Origin of the sequence: Amycolatopsis sp. YIM 10, from assembly GCF_009429145.1 — a bacterium.
Classification (GTDB): domain Bacteria; phylum Actinomycetota; class Actinomycetes; order Mycobacteriales; family Pseudonocardiaceae; genus Amycolatopsis.
Genome location: NZ_CP045480.1, coordinates 1,236,035 through 1,257,713, shown reverse-complemented (window position 1 = coordinate 1,257,713; position 21,679 = coordinate 1,236,035). Strand labels below are relative to the sequence as shown.

General features: G+C 70.3%; 17 protein-coding genes. 5 read left to right on the top strand and 12 right to left on the bottom strand.

Going from position 1 to position 21,679, the window contains the following annotated elements:
* Window positions 1-4: 4 nt before the first annotated feature.
* The 9 genes from YIM_RS06155 to YIM_RS06115 all read right to left on the bottom strand — a co-directional run bounded on the left by YIM_RS06155 (window position 5) and on the right by YIM_RS06115 (window position 13,179).
* Entirely contained in the window at window positions 5-2,446 is a 2,442-nt protein-coding gene (locus YIM_RS06155) for a LamG-like jellyroll fold domain-containing protein (RefSeq protein WP_153029407.1), read from the bottom strand.
* Window positions 2,447-2,827: 381 nt separating this feature from the next.
* Complete coding sequence (locus YIM_RS06150; RefSeq protein WP_153029406.1) at window positions 2,828-3,037, bottom strand: LuxR C-terminal-related transcriptional regulator; 210 nt, start codon at window positions 3,035-3,037, stop codon at window positions 2,828-2,830.
* 1 nt (window position 3,038) lies between these two features.
* Window positions 3,039-4,205, bottom strand: coding sequence for an L-rhamnose isomerase (gene rhaI, locus YIM_RS06145; protein ID WP_153029405.1), 1,167 nt, complete (start codon window positions 4,203-4,205; stop codon window positions 3,039-3,041).
* A 12-nt stretch (window positions 4,206-4,217) separates the two neighbouring features.
* On the bottom strand, window positions 4,218-5,285 hold the full coding sequence (gene rhaS / locus YIM_RS06140; protein WP_153029404.1) for a rhamnose ABC transporter substrate-binding protein: 1,068 nt from the start codon (window positions 5,283-5,285) through the stop codon (window positions 4,218-4,220).
* Complete coding sequence (locus YIM_RS06135) at window positions 5,285-6,247, bottom strand: ABC transporter permease (protein ID WP_153029403.1); 963 nt, start codon at window positions 6,245-6,247, stop codon at window positions 5,285-5,287. The genes rhaS and YIM_RS06135 overlap by 1 nt, the downstream gene beginning before the upstream one ends.
* Window positions 6,244-7,296 (bottom strand): ABC transporter permease, encoded by a 1,053-nt coding sequence (locus YIM_RS06130; RefSeq protein WP_153029402.1) that lies wholly within the window; start codon window positions 7,294-7,296, stop codon window positions 6,244-6,246. The genes YIM_RS06135 and YIM_RS06130 overlap by 4 nt, the downstream gene beginning before the upstream one ends.
* Window positions 7,293-8,771 carry a sugar ABC transporter ATP-binding protein gene (locus YIM_RS06125; protein ID WP_153029401.1) on the bottom strand — a complete coding sequence of 493 codons (1,479 nt, stop codon included), beginning with the start codon at window positions 8,769-8,771 and terminating at the stop codon, window positions 7,293-7,295. The genes YIM_RS06130 and YIM_RS06125 overlap by 4 nt, the downstream gene beginning before the upstream one ends.
* Window positions 8,772-8,946: 175 nt before the next feature.
* The gene (locus YIM_RS06120; RefSeq protein ID WP_153029400.1) at window positions 8,947-12,120 is read right to left on the bottom strand and encodes an alpha-L-rhamnosidase; all 3,174 of its coding nucleotides are present in this window, start codon (window positions 12,118-12,120) and stop codon (window positions 8,947-8,949) included.
* Between the two features lie 60 nt (window positions 12,121-12,180).
* Window positions 12,181-13,179: an Lrp/AsnC family transcriptional regulator gene (locus tag YIM_RS06115; RefSeq protein ID WP_153029399.1), complete on the bottom strand. Its 999-nt coding sequence runs from the start codon at window positions 13,177-13,179 to the stop codon at window positions 12,181-12,183.
* An 81-nt stretch (window positions 13,180-13,260) separates the two neighbouring features.
* On the opposite strand from YIM_RS06115, the gene YIM_RS06110 reads away from it, so the two are divergent.
* Window positions 13,261-14,031 (top strand): SDR family oxidoreductase, encoded by a 771-nt coding sequence (locus YIM_RS06110; protein WP_153029398.1) that lies wholly within the window; start codon window positions 13,261-13,263, stop codon window positions 14,029-14,031.
* On the opposite strand, the gene pip is transcribed toward YIM_RS06110, so the two are convergent.
* Window positions 14,032-14,955, bottom strand: a complete 924-nt coding sequence (pip, locus tag YIM_RS06105; RefSeq protein WP_153029397.1) for a prolyl aminopeptidase — start codon at window positions 14,953-14,955, stop codon at window positions 14,032-14,034.
* A 39-nt stretch (window positions 14,956-14,994) separates the two neighbouring features.
* Here pip and YIM_RS06100 point away from each other — a divergent pair, with 39 nt between their 5' ends.
* Complete coding sequence (locus YIM_RS06100) at window positions 14,995-15,459, top strand: MarR family winged helix-turn-helix transcriptional regulator (protein ID WP_153029396.1); 465 nt, start codon at window positions 14,995-14,997, stop codon at window positions 15,457-15,459.
* Here the strand turns inward: YIM_RS06100 and YIM_RS06095 are convergent.
* The gene (locus YIM_RS06095) at window positions 15,446-15,751 is read right to left on the bottom strand and encodes a hypothetical protein (RefSeq protein ID WP_153029395.1); all 306 of its coding nucleotides are present in this window, start codon (window positions 15,749-15,751) and stop codon (window positions 15,446-15,448) included. The genes YIM_RS06100 and YIM_RS06095 overlap by 14 nt on opposite strands.
* A gap of 107 nt (window positions 15,752-15,858) precedes the next feature.
* Between YIM_RS06095 and YIM_RS06090 the strand changes: the two genes are divergently transcribed.
* A complete protein-coding gene (locus tag YIM_RS06090) occupies window positions 15,859-17,508 on the top strand; it encodes a glycosyltransferase family 39 protein (RefSeq protein WP_153029394.1) in 1,650 nt (549 codons plus the stop codon).
* On the opposite strand, the gene YIM_RS06085 is transcribed toward YIM_RS06090, so the two are convergent.
* Window positions 17,489-18,049: a TetR/AcrR family transcriptional regulator gene (locus YIM_RS06085; RefSeq protein ID WP_153029393.1), complete on the bottom strand. Its 561-nt coding sequence runs from the start codon at window positions 18,047-18,049 to the stop codon at window positions 17,489-17,491. The genes YIM_RS06090 and YIM_RS06085 overlap by 20 nt on opposite strands.
* A gap of 115 nt (window positions 18,050-18,164) precedes the next feature.
* Between YIM_RS06085 and YIM_RS06080 the strand changes: the two genes are divergently transcribed.
* A complete protein-coding gene (locus YIM_RS06080; protein ID WP_153029392.1) occupies window positions 18,165-19,118 on the top strand; it encodes an alpha/beta hydrolase in 954 nt (317 codons plus the stop codon).
* A gap of 116 nt (window positions 19,119-19,234) precedes the next feature.
* Window positions 19,235-21,634: a tetratricopeptide repeat protein gene (locus YIM_RS06075; protein ID WP_153029391.1), complete on the top strand. Its 2,400-nt coding sequence runs from the start codon at window positions 19,235-19,237 to the stop codon at window positions 21,632-21,634.
* Window positions 21,635-21,679 lie beyond the last annotated feature (45 nt).

The following is a 21,679-nucleotide window of genomic DNA, read 5'->3' as shown; positions in this document are numbered from 1 at the left end:
GAACTCAGGGGCGGGTCGCGATGGAGGCGATCTCCTGGTCGGTCAGCGCCCGGTCGAACAGGCGGACGTCGTCCACGTCACCGCGGAGGAAGTCGACCTGGTTGCCGCCGTACTGGCCGCGGCCGATCACCGTCGGGCCGGCGGACTCCGGCGCGGAGCAGGCGCTCTGCGCGGCGACCTTCTTGCCGTCGACGTAGAGCGAGACCGTGCCCGCCTTGGCGTCGCGCACCCCGGTCAGGTGGTACCAGCGGCCGACCTCCGGCTTCTCCGGCGACAGCGCGCGCAGGCCGACGAAGCTCATCGCCCAGCGCTGGTCCTGACCCGAGTACTGCAGGAAGAAGGCGCTGTTGCTGCCGGTGTCCTGGCTGACCACGGTCTGGAAGGCACCGTCGGCCACGTCGAGCTTGACCCACGCCGAGGCCGAGTAGCTGCTCGCGGTGTTCACCAGCGCGCTGCCGGTGTTGGCGAAACCGTTGCCGTTGAAGGAAACCGCGCCACCCTGGACGCCGGTGGCCCATTCCGCCCCGGTGAGCGTCGCGTTCTTGCCACCGACCGAATCGGCGGCCGTGGTGCCGGTGCCCTCGTCGAACTTGTACGCGTTCACCCCGTCGGTGCCCGGCGTGCCGGGACCGGGGTCGGGCGCGCCGGTGCCGCTGCCGTCGGACTCGCGGATGATCTGCTCGTTGATCGCCTTGACCTGGCCGAAGTCCATCTTCTTGACCTGGCGGTCGTAGGTGAAGAAGCCGTTGACCTCGTGCTCGACGTCGGTGATCTGGGTGTAGATCGCACCGCCGATGCCGCAGCGCTGCGCGGCCTTGAGCACGTCGGTCTGGTTCTCCACGTACCGGCGGGTCAGCGTGGCCTGGTCCGGGGTCATCTCGTAGGCGTGGCCCTCGCCGAACCACATGTGGCCGTCGATCTCCAGGCCGAAACCGCCGTGCTCACCGTCCATCGAGGCGCGGTTCGCGTCCGGTACGGGGGTGCCGGGGCCGACGTAGGCGTGCCAGTCGAGCACGTCGCCCTTGCCGGAGTCACCGAGCGAGTCGCAGCAGTTCACCCCGCTGTGCGCGTTGACCAGCCGGGTCGGGTCCTGCGCCTTGACCTCGTCGGCGATGCGGCCGGTGGCGTCGCGGTTCCACTCGCCCCAGCCCTCGTTGAACGGCACCCAGCCGATCACCGAGGTCCAGTTCTTCTTCTCCTCGACGATCTCGTGCAGTTCCTTCTCGAACTGCTGCTGCGCGTCGACCGGCGGGCGGCCGCCGGTGCGCATGGCCGGCATGTCCTGCCAGACCAGCAGGCCGAGGCGGTCGGCGTGGTAGTACCAGCGGTCGGGCTCGGTCTTGATGTGCTTGCGCACGGTGTTGAAGCCGAGTTCCTTGTGCTGCTCGAGGTCGAAGGCGAGCGCCGCGTCGGTCGGCGCGGTGTAGATGCCGTCCGGCCAGTACCCCTGGTCCAAAGTGGACATCTGGAACAGGATCTTGCCGTTCAGCGTCATCCGCAGCTTGCCGTCGGCGCCTTCGATCTTGCCGATCTCACGCATGCCGAAGTAGGAGGAGACCCGGTCGACCGGACGATCGTTGGCGTCGCGCAGGATCACGTCGAGGTCGTAGAGGAACGGGTTGTCCGGCGACCAGAGCTTCGCCTGCGGCACGTCGACCTTGATCTCGCCGGCGGCCGGGCCGCGCTTGCGGCTGACCACGGCACCGCCGTCACGCACGATCACCTCGGCGGTCAGCTTGCTCGCGTCACCGCTGGTCCGCACGGTCAGCCCGAGGCTGTTGGTGTCGATGTCCGGCACCATGTCCAGGTTCTCCACGTGGGCGGCGGCCACCGGCTCCATCCAGACGGTCTGCCAGATGCCGGACGCGCCCTCGTAGAAGATGCCGCGGTCGGGCACGATGCGCTGCTTGCCGACCGGCTGCCAGGTCTTGTCCGCGCGGTCCTCGACGCCGACCACGATCTCCTGCGCCGCGCCCGGCTTGAGCGCGTCGGTGATGTCGGCGGAGAAGGCGCCGTAGCCGCCCTTGTGCTCGGCGACCTTCTTGCCGTTGACGTAGACCGAAGCCAGGTAGTCGACCGCGCCGAAGTTCAGCTTGAGCCGGTTGCGGCTGCCGACCTGCCAGTCGTTCGGCACGGACACGGTGCGGCGGTACCACATGTAGTCCTCGTGCCGTTCGATGCCGGAGAGCACCGACTCGCTCGGGTACGGGACCAGGATGCGCTCGCCCAGCGTCTTGCCGAACGGCGGCGCCTCACCGGCCTTGGCCCCGGCGAACTCCCAGACGCCGTTGAGGTTCTGCCAGTCCTTGCGGGTCAGCTGCGGACGCGGGTACTCCGGCAGCGCGTTGTCGGGGCTGACCAGGTGGGTCCAGGGGGTCGGCAGTTTCGGCGTGCCCATCGCCCACTCCGGCTGGGCCGAAGCTTGCGGGGCCACCACGGTGAGCATCGCCAAGACCGAGGCGAGCGCGGCCGCGGCCCACGGACGTCTGATCTTTCGGCGTCGGCTGACTCGTGACATCGTTGTCGTACACCCTTCAGGTGAGGTCCTGGTGAACCAGCGGCTGCTGGCGCCGGGAAACGAGGCCGCGTGTGCCGGCACGCAGTGGACTCGCCGTGACACATTTCACGCTGCAACTCAACAGATGTCAACACATCCGACCACAGTTACTCAGCTCTCAACATTTGCGCTCGCACCGGCTCTGCCCAGGGAATGTCCGTTTTCCTTGCCGGACGAACAAGATCCCCGGTGCGGTAGGTCGCACCGGGGATCTGTTGATTCTTGTCTCTTTGTAACTGTCCGCCGAACGGGCTAAGCAGAGATCGGATCTCAGAGCAGGCCGCGGCGGACCGCCCAGACCACCGCCTCGATCTGGGTGCGCACGCCGAGCTGATCGCAGATGGCCCGCGTCCGGCGGCGGATGGTGCGCCCGGACAGGCCGAGCCGTCTGGCCACCGCGTCCGCGGGCAGCCCGGAGGCGAGCAGCCGGAGCAGTTCGAGGTCGTCGTGCCGCAGTTCGGTGCGTTCCCTGGTCAACATCTCAAGCCCCCCACCCCATGGCGGCACCACCGGCCCGCTCGGCCTCGATCCGCTGCTGGTAGCCACTGCGGTGGTAGGCGGCGATCGGGTCGGGGTCCAGGCCCATGTCCTGCCGCAGTTCGGCCAGCCGCGGCCGGACGTCGGTGTTGAAGGCGTCCATCACCACCGCGTTCGCGCCGAGCACGTCGCCGTCGGCCTGCGCCCGGGCGAGGGCGTCGGTGTCGACCAGCAGCGCCTTCGCCGTCGCCTCCTGCACGTTGAGCACCGAGCGGATCATCGCCGGCACCTTCGGCTCCAGGTTGTGGCACTGGTCGAGCATGAACGCCACGTTCGCGGCCGGGTCGAGCCCGCCCGCCGCCACCAGTTCGTGCATGATCCGGAAGAGCTGGAACGGATCCGCCGCGCCCACGATCAGGTCGTCGTCGGCGTAGTTGCGGCTGTTGAAGTGGAATCCGCCGAGCCTGCCCTCCCGCAGCAGCACCGCGACGATGAACTCGATGTTCGTGCCCGGCGCGTGGTGCCCGGTGTCCACCAGCACCTGCGCGCGCTCGCCGAGGCGCAGGCACTGGGCGAACGAGGTGCCCCAGTCCGGCACGTCCATGGTGTAGAAGTGCGGCTCGAAGAACTTGTACTCGAGCAGCAGGCGCATGCCGTCCGGCATCCGGTCGTACGCCTCGCGCAGGCCCTCGTGCAGCCGGTCCTGGCGGGCGCGGATGTTGTCCTGCCCGGCGTAGTTGGTGCCGTCGGCCATCCACACCGAGAGCACACCCGAGCCGGTGACCCGCCCGATCTCCACGCACTCCAGCAGGTGGTCGACGGCCTTGCGGCGCACCCCCGGATCGGGGTTGCACAGGCTGCCGAGCCGGTAGTCGTCCTCCTGGAACACGTTGGGATTGATGGCGCCGAGCTCGATCCCGCGATCGGCGGCGTACCGGCCGAGCGCGCCGAAGTCCTCGACCCTGTCCCACGGGATGTGCAGCGCGATGCTCGGCGCGACGCCGGTCAGCTCGTGCACCTTCGCGGCGTCGTCGATCTTCTCGTACGGGTCGCGCGGAATCCCCTTCTGGGCGAACACCTTGAACCGGGTGCCCGAGTTCCCGTACGCCCAGGACGGCGTCTCGATCCGTTGTGCGCGCAGCACCTCGGCGGCCTCTGCCCACGAACTCATGCGGTGCCCCTCTCAGAAATCGAACCGGTCGATGTTGGCCGCGTCGAACACGGTCGGCGGGCCGAGCACGACCTCCCCCTCCGCGCCGATGGTGTACTCGCCCAGTTCCCCGGCGGTGAACTTCTCGCCCGGCGCGCCGGTGATCCGGCCGGAGGCGAGCGCGGTGGCGGCCTGCACGCCGAGGTAACCGAGCTTGTTCGGCTCCCACAACGCGAACGAGCCGACCGTGCCGTCCTTGACGTAGGCACGCAGCTGGTTCGGCGTGCCGAGCCCGGTCAGCGCGACCTTGCCCTTGTACGCCGAGGAACTGAGGTAGCGCCCGGCCGCGGCGAGGCCGACGGTGGTCGGCGAGACGATGCCCTTGAGCTGCGGGTGTGCCTGCAACAGGCCCTGGGTCTTCTGGAAGGAGGTCTGGTCGTCGTCGTTGCCGTAGGCGATCTCGACCAGCTTCAGCCCGGCGTGCTCCGGCTTCGCCAGCTCCTGCTTCATGATCTCGATCCAGGTGTTCTGGTTCGTCGCGTTCGGCGTGGCCGAGAGAATGGCGATCTCCCCGCTGCCACCGACCGCCGCCGAGATCAGCTCGACCTGCTTCACCGCGATGTCACGGGAATCGGCCTGGTTGATGAACACGTCACGGGCGTCGGTTGCCACGTCGGAGTCGAGCGTGACCACCTTCATCCCTTGCTGGCGCGCGGTTTTCAGCGCCGGGGCCACCGCGTTCTCGTCGTTGGCCGCCATGATCAGCGCGTCCTGGCGCTGCTGCGCGGCGGTGTTGATGTAGGTGACCTGCGAGGAGGCACTGGCGTCGGAGGGTCCGGTGGCCTTGAACTCGGCCTGCAGCTCGCCGGCCGCCTTCTCCCCGCCCTGCTGCACCACGGTGAAGTACGGGTTGTTCACCTGCTTGGGCAGGAAGGTCATCTTCAGCCCGGTCTTCAGCGGGGCGGCCGGGTTCGCCGCACCGGTGGCCTGCTGCGCCGGTCCCTGCCCCGAGCTGTCCTTTGTGGTTCCACTGCAGGAGGCGAGCAGCAGGGCCATACCCAGTACCGCGACACCTCGTCGTGCGACGGTGCTTGCCTTCATCACGTTTTCCTTCCTGCTGGGAAAATCCGGCTGCCGAGCAAGCGCGGAATGAGCACACCGGCGAGCAGCAGCGCGCCGGTGACCACGGTCAGCACCTCGGTCGAAACGTCGTCGAGGATCAGGAGGTTGCGCAGTCCGCCGAGCAGCAGCACCCCGGCGATGACCCCGCCGAGCGTGCCCTTGCCGCCGAAGATGGACACCCCGCCCAGCAGCACCGCGGCGACCACGGCCAGTTCGAGGCCGTTGCCGTTGTCCGCGCGGGCGCTGGAGAAGCGGAGCGTGTAGACGATTCCGGCGACCGCGGCGATCGCGCCGGTCAGGATGAAGAGGATCAGCTTGACCCGCTTGACCCGGATCCCGGAGAACCACGCCGCCTCCGGATTGGCGCCGATGGCGAAGGTGGACCGGCCGAACGAGCTGTAGTGCAGCAGCACGGCGAACCCGATGGCCAGCAGGGCGAACAGCAGGATCGGGTACGGGAGCTGCGTGCCGGGGATCGGCGTGTTGCCGAACTGGGTGAAGCTGGCCGGGAAGTCGGCGACCGCGGTGTCCCCGAGCAGCACCAGCGCGAGCCCGCGGTACAGCGCGAGCGTGCCGATGGTGACCGCGAGCGAGGGCAGGCCGAGCCGGGTGACCAGCAGGCCGTTGACCGCGCCGCACACCGCCCCGGCCGCGATCGCCACCGGCAGGATCAGTTCCAGCGCCCAGCCCGCGTTCCACAGCGTGCCGACCAGCGCGCTGGACAGGCCGAGCACCGAGGCGACCGACAGATCGATCTCGCCGGACACCACCACCAGCGTCAGCGGCAGCGCGATCAGCGCGATCTCCGAGATGTCCAGGCCGAGGTAGAAGAGATTGCCGCCGGAGAGAAAGGCGCCGTCGGTGCGGATGGTGCCGACGATGGCGACCAGCACCAGCAGGAGCACCAGCACCGACTCCCACCGCAGCAGCCTGGCCATCATGACGCACCCCCACGAGAGTTGTTGCGGCGCAAGGCGGCCGCCAGCCGCAGCGCCACCAGCCGGTCGATCGAGATGGCCACCAGGAGCAGCGCGCCGGTGATCGCCTGCTGCCAGAACGCGGGCACACCCAGCACCACCAGCGAACCGGCGATCGTGCTGAGCAGCAGTGCGCCCAGCGCCGCGCCGAGCACCGTGCCGGAGCCGCCGAAGATGGCCACCCCGCCGACCACCACCGCCGCGACCACCTGGAGTTCGAGGCCGGTGCCCGCCGCCGCGTCGACCGTGCCGTACCGCGCGGCCCACAACGCGCCCGCCAGCCCGGCGATCGCGCCGGACACGGCGAAGGCGGTGAAGGTGCGCCGCCGCACCGGGATCCCGGCGAGCACGGCCGCGTCCGGATTGGAGCCCATCGCGTACAACTGCCTGCCGGAGCGGTACGAGCGCAGGAAGAACCACGCGGCCAGCACCACGACAAGGGTGATCAGCACCAGGTTCGGCACCCCGAGCAGCCGCCCGCTGCCCAGGGCGAGCAGGCTTTCCGGCAGGTCGGCGGCGTTGACCTGCTGCCCGGAGGCGAGCGCGAAGTCGAGGCCGCGGAAGACGTACAGCGTGCCGAGCGTGACCACCAGGCTCGGCACCCGGCCGAGCGCGACCACCAGCCCGTTCGCCGCCCCGCAGGCCAGCCCGATCAGCACGCCCAGCGCGACCCCGGCGACCACCGGCAGGTTCTCGTTCGAGGCGAAGGTGTCCGCGGTGAGGAAGGCGGCCAGGCCGAGTACCGAGCCGACGGACAGGTCGACGTTCCTGGTGATCACCACGATGGTCTGGCCGACCGCGAGCAGCGCCACGATCGAGGCGTTGAGCAGCAGGTCGCGCACGCTCTGCGCCTCGATGAACCGCGGATTGCTCAACGCCGTGCCGCCGACCACGAGCAGCAGCGCGAGCAGGATGCCCAGCTCGCGGACCTTGCCCGCGCGATCGGCCAGCCTGCGGGCGCTGCCACCGCGCTCCACCGCCGCTGAATCGTCCACTGTGGACTGCGCGGTCATGCCCGGCCCGCCGCGGCCAGCGCCACCGACTCCTCGGTGGCCGCCACCCGGTCCAGTTCGGCGGCGAAGCGGCCCTCGTGCATCACCAGCACCCGATCGGCCATGCCGAGCACCTCGGGCAGTTCGGAGGAGATCATCAGCACCGCCACCCCTTCCGCGGCGAGTTCGGACAGCAGCCGGTGGACCTCGGCCTTGGTGCCGACGTCGATGCCGCGGGTCGGCTCGTCCACGATCAGCACGGCCGGCTTGCGGGCCAGCCACTTCGCCAGCACGACCTTCTGCTGGTTGCCCCCGGAGAGCACACCGACCGGATCGCCGAGGCGGGCGAACTTGAGCCGCAGCCGCAGTGCCCAGTCCTGGGTGAGCGCGCGTTCGTCGCGACGGCGGATCAGCCCGCCGCGGCTGAGCGCGCCGAGCGAGGCCAACGCCGCGTTGCGCTCGATGGACGCCTCCATCACCAGCCCCTGCTGCCGCCGGTCCTCCGGCACGAAGCCGATCCCGGCGGCCATCGCGGCGGTCGGTGAGCCGGGTTTCAGCGGCTTGCCGTCGCGCCGCACGGTTCCGGCGTCCGGCCGGTCGATGCCGAAGATCGCGCGGGCCACCTCGCTGCGCCCGGCGCCGACCAGCCCGGCGAGCGCGACGATCTCGCCCGCTCGCAGTTCGAAGGAGATGTCGGTGAACACGCCTTCCCTGGTCAGGCGCTCGACCTGGAGTGCGGTTTCCCCTGGTGTGGTGTCCTGCTTGGGGAAGAGCGTGGACAGCTCGCGGCCGACCATGCGCCGGACCAGGTCCTCGGGCGTGTGCCCGGCCAGGTCGCCGGTCCAGACGTGCTCGCCGTCGCGCAGCACCGTGGCGCGGGTGCACAACTCGAAGACCTCATCGAGCCGGTGCGACACAAAGAGCACCGCCACCTTGGCCTCCAGCAGCGCCCTGACCACGCCGAACAGCCTGCGGACCTCCGCTTCGGACAGTGCGGCGGTCGGCTCGTCCATCACCACCACGCGGGCGTCGAAGGAGAGCGCCTTGGCGATCTCGACCACTTGCTGGTCGGCGATGGACAACCCGCGGGCGGGCCGCGCCGGATCGAGCGCGACGCCGAGCCGCCCGAACAGCTCGCGCACCGCTTCGTGCATGGCGCGTGTGTCGATCCGCCGCCCGGACCGCAGCGGCTGGCGGCCCATGAACACGTTCTCCGCGACCGAGAGATCACCGAACAGCGTGGGTTCCTGGTAGATCACCGCGATCCCGGCGTCCCTGGCGTCGGCGGGCCCGCCGAACCGGCGGGGTTCACCATCGATCAGCACGCTGCCCTCGTCCGGCCGGTATACCCCGGCGAGCACCTTGATCAGCGTGGACTTGCCCGCCCCGTTCTCGCCGAGCAGGGCGTGCGCCTCGCCGGGACGCAGGTCGAGCGACACCCCGCCGAGCGCGCGCACGGCACCGAAGGACTTGGTCACCTCGCGCAGCTCGGCCACCGGTCTCCCTCCCGCGAATAAATCGTTTCAATCCACGGCTGAGGCGAGCCTGCTTCGCAACTGTGACCCATGTCAAGTTTTCGACGGCTTCTGTCCCGGAAATGACGCGTCCGGACACGCTAAGCACACACCTTGTCACGTTATCGCAAGGCGACGATTAGAACGTTTCAAGCCATCACGGCGTGCGTCCCACGAACCGCCACCGGCCGTGCGTAGCCCGGTAGACGGCGCAGCCCCGGTCCATCCGGAGGAACTCGGCGGCCGGGACCGAGGTGACGTCCCCGGCGGCAGCGGCGGGAAGGTGGACTTCGGCGGTGGAGCCGACCGGGACGTCCACGGTCACCCGCAGCCCGCCCCCGACCTTGGCCCAGTTCACGCCCGCCCGTCCGCGCACGGTCTCCACCGTGCTGCCCGCCCAGTGCACGCCGGTTCGCGCATCCGGGCGCACGGTGAAGGTCCGGTACCCGTCGTCGCCGGGCCGCAGACCGGCCACGTTCTCGTGCAGCCACTGCACGACGGTGCCCTGGAAGTAGTGGTCCCGCGACCGCGAGTCCAGCTGCCACATCTCCCACATGGTGTCGGCGCCGTTGTCGAACCAGTAACCCCAGCTCGGATAGCTTCGCTGGGTGGCGATGGCGTGTGCGACGTCCGCGTGCCCGTGCTCGGTAAGCACCCGCAGCAGCACGCTGGTGCCCAGGTTCCCGGTGTTCAGGTGGTCGCCCCTGGCCCGGACGTCCGCCACCAGACTGTCCACAACGGACTTCACCGCACCCGCGGGCACCAGGCCGAACGCGAGCGGGATGGCGTTCGACGTCTGCCGGTAGTCCGGGTCCTTCGCCGTGCGGTAGTGCCCTTCCGGCCCCAGGAAGGCGGCGTTGAGCGCGTCGCGGAGTCCGTCCGCGACCGACCGGTACCGCGCGGCGTCCTCGGTGTGCCCCAGCAGGTCACCGAGTTCGGCGGTGCCGACCAGCGCGCGGTGCAGGTACGCCGTCGCGGTCAGGCGGGTGTCCTCCGGCGGCACGCCGCCGTATCCCGGCGGCAGGTAGTCACCCAGCGCGGTGACCGCCAGCCCGTTCTGCAGGCGGCCGATCTCCCAGTCCAGGTACCTCGTCAGCGGCTGCCAGTGCTCTTCGGCCACCCGCTTGTCGCCGTACCACCGGTACATTTCCCTGACCAGGAAAGGATAAACCGTCGTCCACTCCGGAGCGGGCGCCAGTTCCTGGTACCCCCAGCCACCGCTCGGCACGATCACCGGCACCTGCCCGGGCTCGTTCTGGCTGTCCGCGAGATCGCCGATCCACTTCGTCAGGAACCGCGGCACCTCGAAGGCGTAGGCCAGGCAGGGCGCGCCGACCTGCGCGTCCCCGGTCCAGCCGTTCTTCTCGTACATCGGGGTGTCGGTGGGGATGCCGTGCAGGTTGTTCAGCAGCGTCCGGCGCATCGCGCGGTCGAGCTGTTCGAAGAACGGCTCCGAGCAGCGGAAGGTCGCGACCTCACGAACCTTCGTGTGCACCACCCGGCCGAGCAGTTTCGGTGGCGTGCTGAGCCCGTGCACCTCGACGTACCGGAAGCCCTTGTACGAGAACTTCGGCTCCCAGGTTTCGTCGCCGGTGCCCGCGCAGGTGTAGAAGTCCTTCTGGTGCCTGCCGGGCACGTGCCCGTTCTCCCAGATCACGCTCCCGTCCTCGCGCAGGCGTTCGCCGTGCCACAGCTCGACGGTGGTCCCGGCCGGAGCACGCACGGTCAGCTGGGTCCAGCCCGCCATCGTGCGCCCCATGTCGGCGACAAAAACCCCGGGCCGCAGCGTGGTGACCGACACCGGTGTCACGGTCTCCACGATCTCGATCGGCTCGTGTTGCTGGCCGCGCACCACGCCCTTCGGCGCGCTGTGCGCGACCGGTGCTCGCCAGGCGCTGTCGTCGAATCCGGTCGAGGACCAGCCGGGTTGGACGAGGCGCGCGTCGTAGGATTCGCCCGCGTACAAGGAATCCGAGACGGTCGGGCCGTCGGCGAGGCGCCAAGAGGTGTCGGAGGTGATCGTGGTCCGGCTGCCGTCGGGATGGGTGATTTCCAGCTGCGCCAGCAGTTTCGGCTCACCGCGCCAGTCCGGTTTCTCCCAGCGCCAGACGTTCGGCGTGGTCATGGCGTAGAACCCGCGTCCGAGCGTCACGCCGATCGCGTTGGCTCCCCCGGTGAGCAGGCCGGTGACGTCGTGCGTGGTGTACAGCACGGTCCTGTCGTAGTCGGTGAACCCGGGATCGAGCACCTGCGTGCCGACGCGCTTGCCGTTGATCTCGGCCTCGTAGTACGCCAGACCGCTGATGTACAGCCGCGCACTCGCCACCGGTCTGTCCACAGTGAACTCCCGGCGGAGCAGCGGTGCCGGGATCGGCGGCAGCTGCACGGAAACCCCGCTGCCCCACGGTCCCTGACCATACGGCGCCAGCACCACCGCACCGGCCCAGCCGCTGTCGTCGAAGTCCGGCTGCTGCCACCCGCTCTGCTCGGTCTCGGCGACCTTCCACCCCGCACCGGTGACCAGTTCGCGGGCCCCGGCGCGGAACCGGACCAGCAGCCCGCCCGGGTTGACCGACACCGAGCCGCGGTTCGTGGCCAGCGCGGCGAGCACCACCCGGCCGCCCGCGACCGGGACCTTGGTGTGCCGCGCGGTCCGCCAGCCGTCGACCTGTTCCGGCGCGTGGAGCACCTGCTGCCCGTTGAGGAACAGGGTGAAGTCGTCGTCCGCGGTCGCGACCAGTTCCGCTTCGGTGGCGTCGCCGGGCAGGTCGACGGCGGCGCGGAACCAGCGCGGCCCGGCCGGCGCGTTCCCGGTGGTGCTGCCCGGCGACCAGATCCACGAGGCACCGGTGAAGTCGAGCGGCGCCGCCGGGGCGGGCGCCCCGATCCAGGCGGCCGTCCATTCGGAACCGAGGAAACCGGTCTCCCACCAGCTCCACGCGCTCCAGTCCGACGGCTGCCCGTCCTGGTCCCACACGCGCACGCGCCACCGGTACCGGGTGCGCGGGTTCAGCGCCGGGCCGTCGTAGGCGATCGCGGTCGAGCGGTCGGACTCCACCCGTCCCGGGTCCCAAGTCCCGTCGACCTCGATCTGGTAGGCCGTCTGCCGCGCGTGGTGTCCCCCGGCGACCGGCACCCAGGACAGCAGCGGGCGGGCGGCATCGGTGCCCAGTGGGGTTTCCGCGTACTCGACGGTCAGCCGTTCGGCGCGGAGCACACCCGCCTTCCCTTCTGCCGACGCCGCGGCGGTCGCCGTGGTGGGCAGGGCGAGTGCGCCCGCGCCCAGTGCGGAGGTCTGCAGGAAGTCACGCCGGTTCAGTCCACCAGTCATGACCGGAAGGTACGAACGCGCTCGCGCGAGCGGCAACGCCGACGTCCGGTTTCGGCCGCTTCACCACCCGGTTGCCCCCGGGCGGCCGGGGTTGAGCACGGTTGCGCTCTTCAGCGTCCGCACCACCGGCGCGGTCTCGATCTCCCGGATGCCGGGCAGCACCGCCAGCCGTCGCGTCAGGTAACCGTAGAGGTCCTTCACCCCGGCGCAGACCACTCCGGCGACCAGGTTCGTCCGGCCGGTGGTCGCCGCGACGTAGGCGACCTCGGGATGTTCCTCGGCCATCAGCCGCCCGGCCATCTCCAGGTCGGCGGGCTCCACGGACAACCACAGCAGCACGTGCACGCCGAAACCGAGCAGCCGGTGGTCGAAGTCCACGCTGAACCGCAGCAGGCCACCGGCCCGCAGTTCGGCCAGCCGCCGCCGGACCGTGGTCTGCGACCAGCCGGTCGACGCGGCCAGCTCGGCGATCTGGGTCCGGCCGTCGGTGCGGAGCATGGCGAGCATCGCGCAGTCCTGTTCGGACATCTCGCGCCGGGGCGGCGCGTCGGCGGTCCAGGTCAGCTCCTTGGCCTCCACCTCGGTCAGCACGCGGGCCTTGCGCAACAGGCCCTCACCACCGCCGAGGAACACGTTCAGCACGCACTGCGCGGTCACGTCCAGCACGCGCGGGGTGTGCGGAAGTTGCTGGAGCAGCGGCGTGTTCTCGTCACTGTTGCCGCCGGGCACCCTGGTCACGCAGACGATCTCGGTCCCGCCCGAGGTCAGCTGCACCCACGAGGTGTCGTCGCGGCGGGCGATCGCGCTCGCCACCGCACTCGCCGCGTCCGGTGTGCAGCGCACCCTGGTCAGCCAGAGCACCTCACCGAGCACGTCGGGATCGCTCAGCCCGATCACCTTGAGCGCGCCGTGCGACCGCAGTGCGGTGTAGCGCCGGGCGACGGTCTGCCCGGACACGCCGAGCACCTCGCCGATCCGGCTGAACGAGTTGCGGCCGTCGAGTTGGAGGGCGTGGAGCAAACGGCGATCGAGATGGTCGAACGCGTGCGAAGTCACCATCTGAGGCTAGATCGCGGATGATCCAGCCGACAGCCGCTGATTCACTGGATCGCTCACGTTGGCCCCGGAGAACATCGGTCCATGACCATTCTTGTCACCGGGGCACGGGGTTCCGTCGCCCGCGCGCTCATCGACCAGCTGCTCGCCGAAGGGGAGAAGGTGCGGGCGTCGAGCAGTTCACCCGACGCCACCGTGCCCGACGGCGTGGAACTCGTGCACGGCTTCGACCTCACCGGCGTCACGAAGGTGTTCCTCTACGCCAAGCCCGAGGTGATCCCGGAGTTCCTGGCCGCGGCGAGCGGCGTCGAGCACATCGTGCTGCTGTCGTCCCTGGCTTCGGCCGAGCCGGAGATGGCGCCCGGGATCGCCGAGTGGCACCTGGCGGCGGAACGGCCGATCGAGGCGTCCGGCATTCCGTGGACCTTCGTCCGGCCGGGTGCCTTCGCCACGAACACGCTCGCCTGGGCGCCCGGCATCCGCGAACACGGTGTCGCCAGGGAGGCGTTCCCCGAAATGCACATGAGCTCGGTGCACGAGCAGGACATCGCGCAACTCGCCCTCCACGCGCTGACCCGGCCGGGTCACGCGGGCAAGGCCTACTCGCTGACCGGGCCGGAGTCGCTTTCGGTGCGGCAGCACGTGGACCTCATCGGCGAGGCGATCGGCCGTTCCCTCAAGGTCGAGAAGTTGCCGCGCGAGGAAGCCACCCACCTGCCCGACGCGGCGCTCGACGCGATGGAGGCGGCCGGTGACCAGCCGGGGCCGGTCGGGCCGACCCTGCACGACCACATCGGCGAACCCGCGCGGACCTTCGCCACCTGGGCCAGGGACCACGCCGACGACTTCCGCTGATCAGCGGAACCGGTCGACGGCTTCCAGCAGCGCTTCCCCCATCGCGCCCTTCGCGAAGTGGCCGGCGCCGGGGATCACCTTGAGCTCGGCGTCCGGCCACGCCTTGGCCATGGCCCACGCGGTGCCCAGCGGCGCGCTCAGGTCGAGCCGCCCGTGCACCATCACGCCGGGGATACCGGCCAGCCTGCCCGCTTCACGCAACAGGACGCCGTCCGCCAGCCAGGCGTGGTGGTGGAAGTAGTGCGCCGCGGTGCGTGCCATGGACATCCGGAAGTCCGGGTCCGCCCAGCGCGGATCCGGATCCTCCGGGTCCTCGTCCACCGCCGCGGCCTCCCAGGCGCACCAGTCGCGCGCGGCTTTCTCCCGCACCGCCGGATCGGGGTCGTTGAGCAGCCGGTTGTAGGCGCCGACCACATCGTCATCACCGGCACCTTCGCGGAACCGGTCCCACGCCTCGGGGAACAGGCTGCCGAGGCCGCGGTAGAGCCAGTCGATCTCCGACGGGCGTGAGTTCGTGATCGCCACCAGCACCAGCTCGGTGACCCGCTCCGGGAACCGCTCGGCGTAGGCGAAGCCCAGCGTCGCGCCCCACGAACCGCCGAACACCAGCCAGCGCTCGATGCCGAGGTGCTCGCGCAGCTTCTCCATGTCGGCCAGCAGGTGCTCGGTGGTGTTGACGCTCAGATCGGTCTCGTGGTCGACGACCGACGGTGTGCTGAGGCCGACGCCGCGCTGGTGGAACTGCACCACGCGGTAGGCGGCCGGGTCGAAGTACCGGCGTCCACCCGGCGCGGTCACGCCCGGTCCGCCGTGCAGCAGCACCGCGGGCTTGCCCGCCGGATTGCCCGAGACGTCCCAGTGGACGTGGTTGCCGTCACCGACGTCGAGCAGGCCCTGGTCGTACGGGTCGAGGTGCTCGTACATGCGTCCTCCCAGATGTATTAGCGCTGTTACATTAGCGCCATGACCTCGCCAGCGATCGGCACCCGGCTGCGTCACCTGCTCGAACTGCTCGACGGGGACGTCGCCCGCGTCTACACCGACCTGGGCCTGCCCTGGTTCCGGCCGCGCTTCACCCCGGTGGTGCGCACGCTGACCGGCCACGGCCCGCTGCCGATCCGGGATCTCGCCGAGGCGCTGGGCGTGACGCATTCCGCGGCCAGCCAGACCGTCACCCAGATGCGCAAGCTGGACCTCGTCGAACTGCGGCCCGGCGCGGACGCCCGCGAGCGCATCGTGCACCTGACCGAGAAGACCCGTGAGCTGCTGCCCGTGCTCGACGCCGAATGGACGGCGACCGAAGCCGCCTTCGCCGAACTGGAGGAAGAACTGCCCGGCTCGCTCGCCGAACTCGTCGCCGCCGCGACGCGCGCGCTGGCGGAGCGGCCGTTCCACGACCGCGTGTCCGCCCGGCTCAGAAAAGCCTGAGCTGACCCTCGTGGACCTCCTTCAGGTGCACGTCCGCGCACCGGCGGCAGGTGACCGGCTCGTCGGTCGGGGCCAGGCCGCGCAGCGGGTCCCAGGTGTTCAGCCCAGCACCGCAGACCGGCAGCCAGGCGTCGGTGACCAGGTGCACCGTGCCGGACGGCGTCCGCCCGCGCGCGCCCTCCCTGGCGGGCGGCAGCGGGATCCGGTGGTGCGGTTGACGACGGCGGAACGCCTGCAGCGGCTCGCGGCCGGCCAGCGGCTCGGTGATCTCGAAGGTGTCGGCGGGTTCCACCCCTCGATGGTCGCACGTGGCACCGACAGTCCCAGGCGGGGAAAAGTCCCAGGCAGGCGCCCCGGTAGATTGACGCGGACCCCGACCCCGTTGCGTGAGGACCTGGTGTGGTTGCGCTCATCTGCGGCTGGCTGCTGCTGGCCGCTCTGGTACTCGGCGGGTGGACCCGCGTCTCCGCCAGCCGGGCATGGCGCGTCGCCGCACTGACGCTCGCGGTCGCCTACTCGCTCGCCCACCAGGCGCTGTTCTCCACCGTCGCCGAGGACGCGTTCATCACCTTCCGCTACTCGGAGAACCTGGCCGACGGCAACGGCCCGGTGTTCAACGCGGGCGAGCGGGTCGAGGGGTACTCGAACTTTCTCTGGATGGTGCTGATCGCCATTCCGAAGGCGTTGTTCGGCAAGGGCATCGTGGTCGGCGCGGCGGTGCTCGGCGTGGTCTGCACCGTGGCCTGCGTTGTGCTGTCGTACTTCCTGGTCAACCGGCTGGTGAACCGGGACGGCGACAAGGCGCTCGGGGTGCTCGCGGCGGTGCTCACCGCCGGGGCCAGCGGGCTGGCCGCCTACGGGCCGTCCGGCCTGGAGACCCCGCTGTTCCTGCTGCTCGTGCTCGGCGTGCTGTACGCACTGGCGGCGAAGCGGCCGCTGATCGCCGGGCTGCTCGTCGCGTTGTCCGGGATGACCAGGCCGGACGGACTGCTGATCGCCGTGCTCGTCGGCCTCTACCTGCTGGTGCGCGCGATCCGGAAGCGGACGGACTGGCGTCCGGTGCTCGGGTACGCCACCGGACTGCTGGTGCTGGCGCTGCCGTGGACGATCTGGCGGGTCCTCTACTACGGGCACCTGCTGCCCAACGCGGTCGCGGCGAAGTCGGGCGGTTCGCTCGGCTGGCAACTCGCGCAGGGCGGCGAGTACCTCGGCGGCTTCGCCTTGGCGTCACTGGGTTTCCTGGTGCTCGCGGTACTGGCGATGGTCGGGCTGGCGCGCTTCGGGGGTGACGGCGAGCACCGGTCGCTCGTCTGGCTGACCTTCGGCCTGGCGTTCGCCTACCTCGCGTTCATCACCTACGCGGGCGGTGACTGGATGCCCGCCTACCGCCTGCTCGCGCCGGTGCCGCCACTGCTCGGTGTCGCCTCGGTCGCCGCGTACGGGCTGATGGACACCGAACGCCTGCGGGCGCGCGTGGCCGGGCTGCGCCTGATGCCGCTGGCCGCCGCGGCGATCTGCGGGCTCTCGCTGCTGGTGTCGATCACCGATCCGAAGATGCTCGACCTGATGCACCAGTGGCGCGCGAAGATCGCCGAGATGGAGGAGTTCGGCTCGCTGATCGGGCAGAACCTGCCGCCGGGCACGCTGATCAGCACCTACGCCAACGGCGCGCTGTCCTACCGCGCCGGGCCCGGGGTGCCGGTGGTCGACGTGCTCGGCCTGACCGACGAGCACATCGCGCGCAACGGCCTGCGCACCGAGGAGAGCGGCCCGATCGGGCACATCGCGCACGACTACGACTACGTGGTCAACGTGCGCAAGCCGGCCCTGGGCATCGTCACCGGCAACGGGTTCGCCGTCCGTCCACAGTGCACGGACGACGCGATCTACCGCGACACCTACCAGGTGGCGAACTTCCGCCGCGAGGGCACGCAGCTCTACGCGGTGGTGTTCCCGCGCAAGGACCAGGCCGCGAAGCTGATCGCCGCGCTGGACGCCGATCCGCGGTTCGTCTACGAGCCGTGCCCGGCTAGCGCACCAACGCCCTGACCGAGAGCTTCAGCTCCTCCCGCGCGGCTTCCGGGTCGTCCAGGTAACCACCGACCATCGCGCCGTCACGCAGGAAAACCAGCACCCCGGACAGTTCCGCGGGAATGCCGGCGGCGACGGCCAGCTCGGCGAGCACCTCGGCGAACCAGTCGCGGTGCACGCGCACGGCCTGGCGGACCGGGTGCCCGGGGTCGGGGTATTCGACGGCCGCGTTGATGAACGGGCAGCCGCGGAACCCGGCGCCGCAGATCTGGTCACCGAGCCCGCTGACCAGGCGTTCCAGCAGTTCGCGCGGGTCCTCGGCGCGGGACCGGGCGAGCGCGACCCGCCTCCGGACGGCCTGGTCCTCCGCCTCGAGATAGGCGCGGACCAGCTCGTCCTTCGACGGGAAGTGCCGGTAGAAGGTGGCCCGGCTGACGTCTGCCTCCTCGATCACCCGGTCCACGCCGATCGCGTGCACGCCCTCGGCGTAGAAAATGCGCGCGGCGGCCTCCACCAGCCGGTCCCTGGCGGCCGAGCGGCGCTTTGTCGCGGTAGCCATGAGACGAGTGTAACAGAACGTTCTGTCTCGTTTTCCTTGACGACGACCAGCGAACCGGACTAACTTCACTCAGGTCAGAACGAAACAGAACGTTCTCCCTCATCTAGGAGTCGAGATGGCCACCCCCGCCAACCCGCACAACCTGCCGCTCGAACCGGCCGCCCAGGCCTTCGCCGAAGCCACCGCGCAGCCGCCGTTCCTGTTCGACCTGGCCCCGGCCGAGGGCCGCAAGGCGGTCGACGAGGTGCAGTCCGGGGAGATCGACAAGCCCGCCGCGGAGATCGAGGACCTGACCATTCCCGGCGACGTCCGGATCCGGATCATCCGCCCGGCCGGGCTGACCGGGCCGCTGCCGGTGATCGTCTACCTCCACGGCGCCGGCTGGGTTTTCGGCAACTCGCACACACACGACCGGCTCGTCCGCGAACTGGCCACCGGCGCCGGGGCGGCCGTGGTCTTCCCGGAGTACAGCCTTTCACCGGAAGCCAGATATCCGGTCGCCATCGAGGAGAACTACACGGCCGCCAAGTGGGTCGCCGAGCACGGTGGTGAGCACGGCCTCGACCCCGCGCGGATCGCCATCGCCGGGGATTCGGTCGGCGGCAACATGACCGCCGCGGTGACGCTGCTGGCCAAGCAGCGCGGCGGGGTCTCGTTCCGGCAGCAGGTGCTGTTCTACCCGGTGACCGACGCGAACTTCGACACCGAGTCGTACCAGCGGTTCGGCGAGGGTTACTTCCTGCGGCGGGACGGGATGCAGTGGTTCTGGGACCAGTACACGACCGATCCGGCGCAGCGCGCGGAAATCACCGCCTCGCCGCTGCGTGCCGACGTCTCGGAGCTGGCCGGATTGCCGCCCGCACTGGTGATCACCGCCGAGGCGGACGTGCTGCGCGACGAAGGTGAGGCGTACGCGAACAAGCTGCGCGAAGCCGGGGTCCCGGTGACCGCCGTGCGGTACCAGGGCGTGATCCACGACTTCGTCATGTTGAACGCGCTGCGGGAAACCCCGGCCGCGGGCGCCGCCATCGCCCAGGCCGCCGCCACCCTGCGGACCGCGCTCGCCTGACCCGCGACACGGCTCCCTCCCCCGGCTTCAGCTCGGTGGGAGGGAGTCGTCACGGGCTGTACACGGCTGTCCCGGCTCTGGCAGGATTTCCCGGTGAGGGGGTTCTGCGAACAGTGATGCCGGTTCGTCACCGGCCGGAGTTCGAACCGGCCGAGTTGCCGAAGGCGCGGATGATCCGCTGGTGGTTGTTCAGCGGGACGGCCGCGCTGTTCGCGCTCGCCTTCCTCGTTCTGCCGTACCTGATCAGCGTTCCCGCGGACGCGCCCGTCGGCGCCTCCTTCACGTTGACCGTGGCCCTGTTCACCGGCCTCGTCGTCTCACTGCTCTTCACCCTGTACGGCATCGGCCGCGCCCGGCTCGAAATCGCGGCGTACAACGCCAACGAGGTCGACATCGAGCTGTTCGAGGTCGACGGCGACTCCTCGCCCGCCGAGGTCACCGCGGTGTTCAAGAGCAAGCTCAACGAATCCCGCATGTACACCCCGGCGGTGGTCCCCGGCGTTTCGCGCTCCTACGACTTCATCCAGATCGTGGAGAGCGCGGGTGAGGCAGCGACCGGCTGGTGGCGGGTGGCGTCGCGGCTGGTCAAGCTGGCCCGCCCGCCGCACGCGATCCGGATCAGCGGCCGCCTGCGGGCCAATGCCGAAGGGCAGCACCAGCTGGTGCTCGAAGTGGTGCGACAGCCCGGTTTCGCGGCCAGTCCGCTGCTGCTCACCGACGACGACGAGCAGCGGCTTCTCGGCCGCGCCGCGAACGCGGTGGCCGCGCTGGTCATCCCCCGCAGCAAGTACTGCCGCAACCAGCAGTGGGCCCGCTGGCGCGGCGCGAAGATCCCCGGCGCGCTGTTCGACGCCTACGAGCGCGCCAACCAGTACAAGAACGAGCGCCGCTACGACGAAGCGCTCGCCGAGTACCACCGCGCGATCGAGCTGGACCCGGCCAACGTGCACATCCGCGTGGAGATCGGCAACCTCCAGGAACGCCTCGACCTGCACCTCGCCGCGCTGGTCACCTACGACGACGTGGTGACCCTGTGCGAGAACCGGAACTACGGGCCCTCCACCCCGGAAGCCGCCGCGCTGCTGCTCGCCCGCTACCGCCGCGCGCTGGTGCTCGGCCGCGGTGACTGGCTCGCGCACGACTGGTGGCTCGCCGACCCGAAGACCCGGATCCGGCAGACCCGGATGCGCGAGTCGATCCGCCTCCGGTTCGACCGCTACCGCGCGACCGTGCCCGCGCCCGCCGGTCTGCTCGACGATCCCGACGGCTCCGCCAACGAGGACAAGGCCGCGCGGCTGCGCGCGTACCTCTGCGAAGTCGCCCAGTACGAACTGGAACAGCTCATCGCCGAAAAGCGGCCGAGGCACCTGCGGGAACTGCTGTCGGACAACTGCCTCCGGCTCGGCCTGCTCGCGGTGTACCTGCGCCGCCTGATGGCCAACGCCGAAATGGGCTCACCGCTGAAGGGCTATTCGGCGGTCAAAGGCGTTGCGGTGAGCGGGTTCGAGAAGCTGGCGAACGACACCTCGTGGCCGCCGTCGATCGACGCGCTGATGGACGTGGTCGCCGAGCAGCTCGCGCCGCGTGGCCCGTCGTCGATCTGGCACGAGCACTACAACGCCGCGTGCGTGTACGCGGTGGCCCTGCTGCCGTCCGGCATGCGCGGCGAACCCAGTGCCACCAAGGAAACCGTGCGCGTGCTCGCCGCGGACGAGAAGAAGACCCTGATCACCAAGGCGATCGCGCAGCTGGACAACGCGGCGGCTTCCCGGCATTCCGGTTATCTGGCGCAACGACGGCCGTGGGTGATGTCGGAGGACCCGGACCTGTCCACCCTGCGCGGCCAGCCGGAGTTCCGCGCCTTCGAGATGATCACCTACTCCCCCGACCGCCCGACCCCGCTGCGCCCGCGCCGGGTGCACGCCTGGGAACTGGCCACCTACACCTCGAACCTGGTGCGGCACATCGCCTCGTGCCTGGCGCACGCCTGGCGGCGGCACACCCCGCAACCACGGGCCTTCGTCGACGAAGCGGCCGCGGAATCCTGGCACCGCGCGGAGAACGAGGCGTGGGCGACGGTTTCCCAGCTGGCGTCGGGGAACCAGGAGTGGCAGACGCGCTACCAGTCGATCAAGGCGTTGCAGCGCTGGTCGCGCGCCTCCGGGTACGCCTGCGACGACATCCGCTTCCCGGCCTACTCCGAGCAGGACCTGTTCACCAGGGCGGCCGCGCTCACCGACGACCCGGACCTGCGCAAGGAGTGGCAGCTCCCGCAGGGCGAGGACACCATCAACAAGGAGACCGAGCTGTACCTGCGCCGCTGCGGTGAGCGCCTGGTGGCGCTGTCGCACCTGTTGCGCACGCCCGGCGATCGCGGCGGCGTTCCGCGCACGCGCAAGGAGTTCCAGCAGGTGACCGAAACCTGGGCCGCGCTGGCCGACTGGTTCGCCGACGGCGACTCGCTCAGCCCGGTGTCCACGCGCCAGGCCCGCTTCGAACGCGCGTTCCGCCGGTAGGCCCCGGACACCGGTCCAGACGATCAGCCGGTTGCAGATCCGCTG

Coding starts and splice junctions, on each gene's coding strand:
- rhaI (WP_153029405.1), bottom strand. CDS start 4,205: ATGAGTTCGTGGGCAGAGGCCGCCGAGGTGCTGCGCGCACAACGGATC.
- YIM_RS06155 (WP_153029407.1), bottom strand. CDS start 2,446: ATGCTCACCGTGGTGGCCCCGCAAGCTTCGGCCCAGCCGGAGTGGGCG.
- YIM_RS06075 (WP_153029391.1), top strand. CDS start 19,235: ATGCCGGTTCGTCACCGGCCGGAGTTCGAACCGGCCGAGTTGCCGAAG.
- YIM_RS06130 (WP_153029402.1), bottom strand. CDS start 7,296: ATGACCGCGCAGTCCACAGTGGACGATTCAGCGGCGGTGGAGCGCGGT.
- pip (WP_153029397.1), bottom strand. CDS start 14,955: ATGTACGAGCACCTCGACCCGTACGACCAGGGCCTGCTCGACGTCGGT.
- YIM_RS06150 (WP_153029406.1), bottom strand. CDS start 3,037: ATGTTGACCAGGGAACGCACCGAACTGCGGCACGACGACCTCGAACTG.
- YIM_RS06120 (WP_153029400.1), bottom strand. CDS start 12,120: ATGACTGGTGGACTGAACCGGCGTGACTTCCTGCAGACCTCCGCACTG.
- rhaS (WP_153029404.1), bottom strand. CDS start 5,285: ATGAAGGCAAGCACCGTCGCACGACGAGGTGTCGCGGTACTGGGTATG.
- YIM_RS06110 (WP_153029398.1), top strand. CDS start 13,261: ATGACCATTCTTGTCACCGGGGCACGGGGTTCCGTCGCCCGCGCGCTC.
- YIM_RS06100 (WP_153029396.1), top strand. CDS start 14,995: ATGACCTCGCCAGCGATCGGCACCCGGCTGCGTCACCTGCTCGAACTG.
- YIM_RS06135 (WP_153029403.1), bottom strand. CDS start 6,247: ATGATGGCCAGGCTGCTGCGGTGGGAGTCGGTGCTGGTGCTCCTGCTG.
- YIM_RS06080 (WP_153029392.1), top strand. CDS start 18,165: ATGGCCACCCCCGCCAACCCGCACAACCTGCCGCTCGAACCGGCCGCC.
- YIM_RS06085 (WP_153029393.1), bottom strand. CDS start 18,049: ATGGCTACCGCGACAAAGCGCCGCTCGGCCGCCAGGGACCGGCTGGTG.
- YIM_RS06115 (WP_153029399.1), bottom strand. CDS start 13,179: ATGGTGACTTCGCACGCGTTCGACCATCTCGATCGCCGTTTGCTCCAC.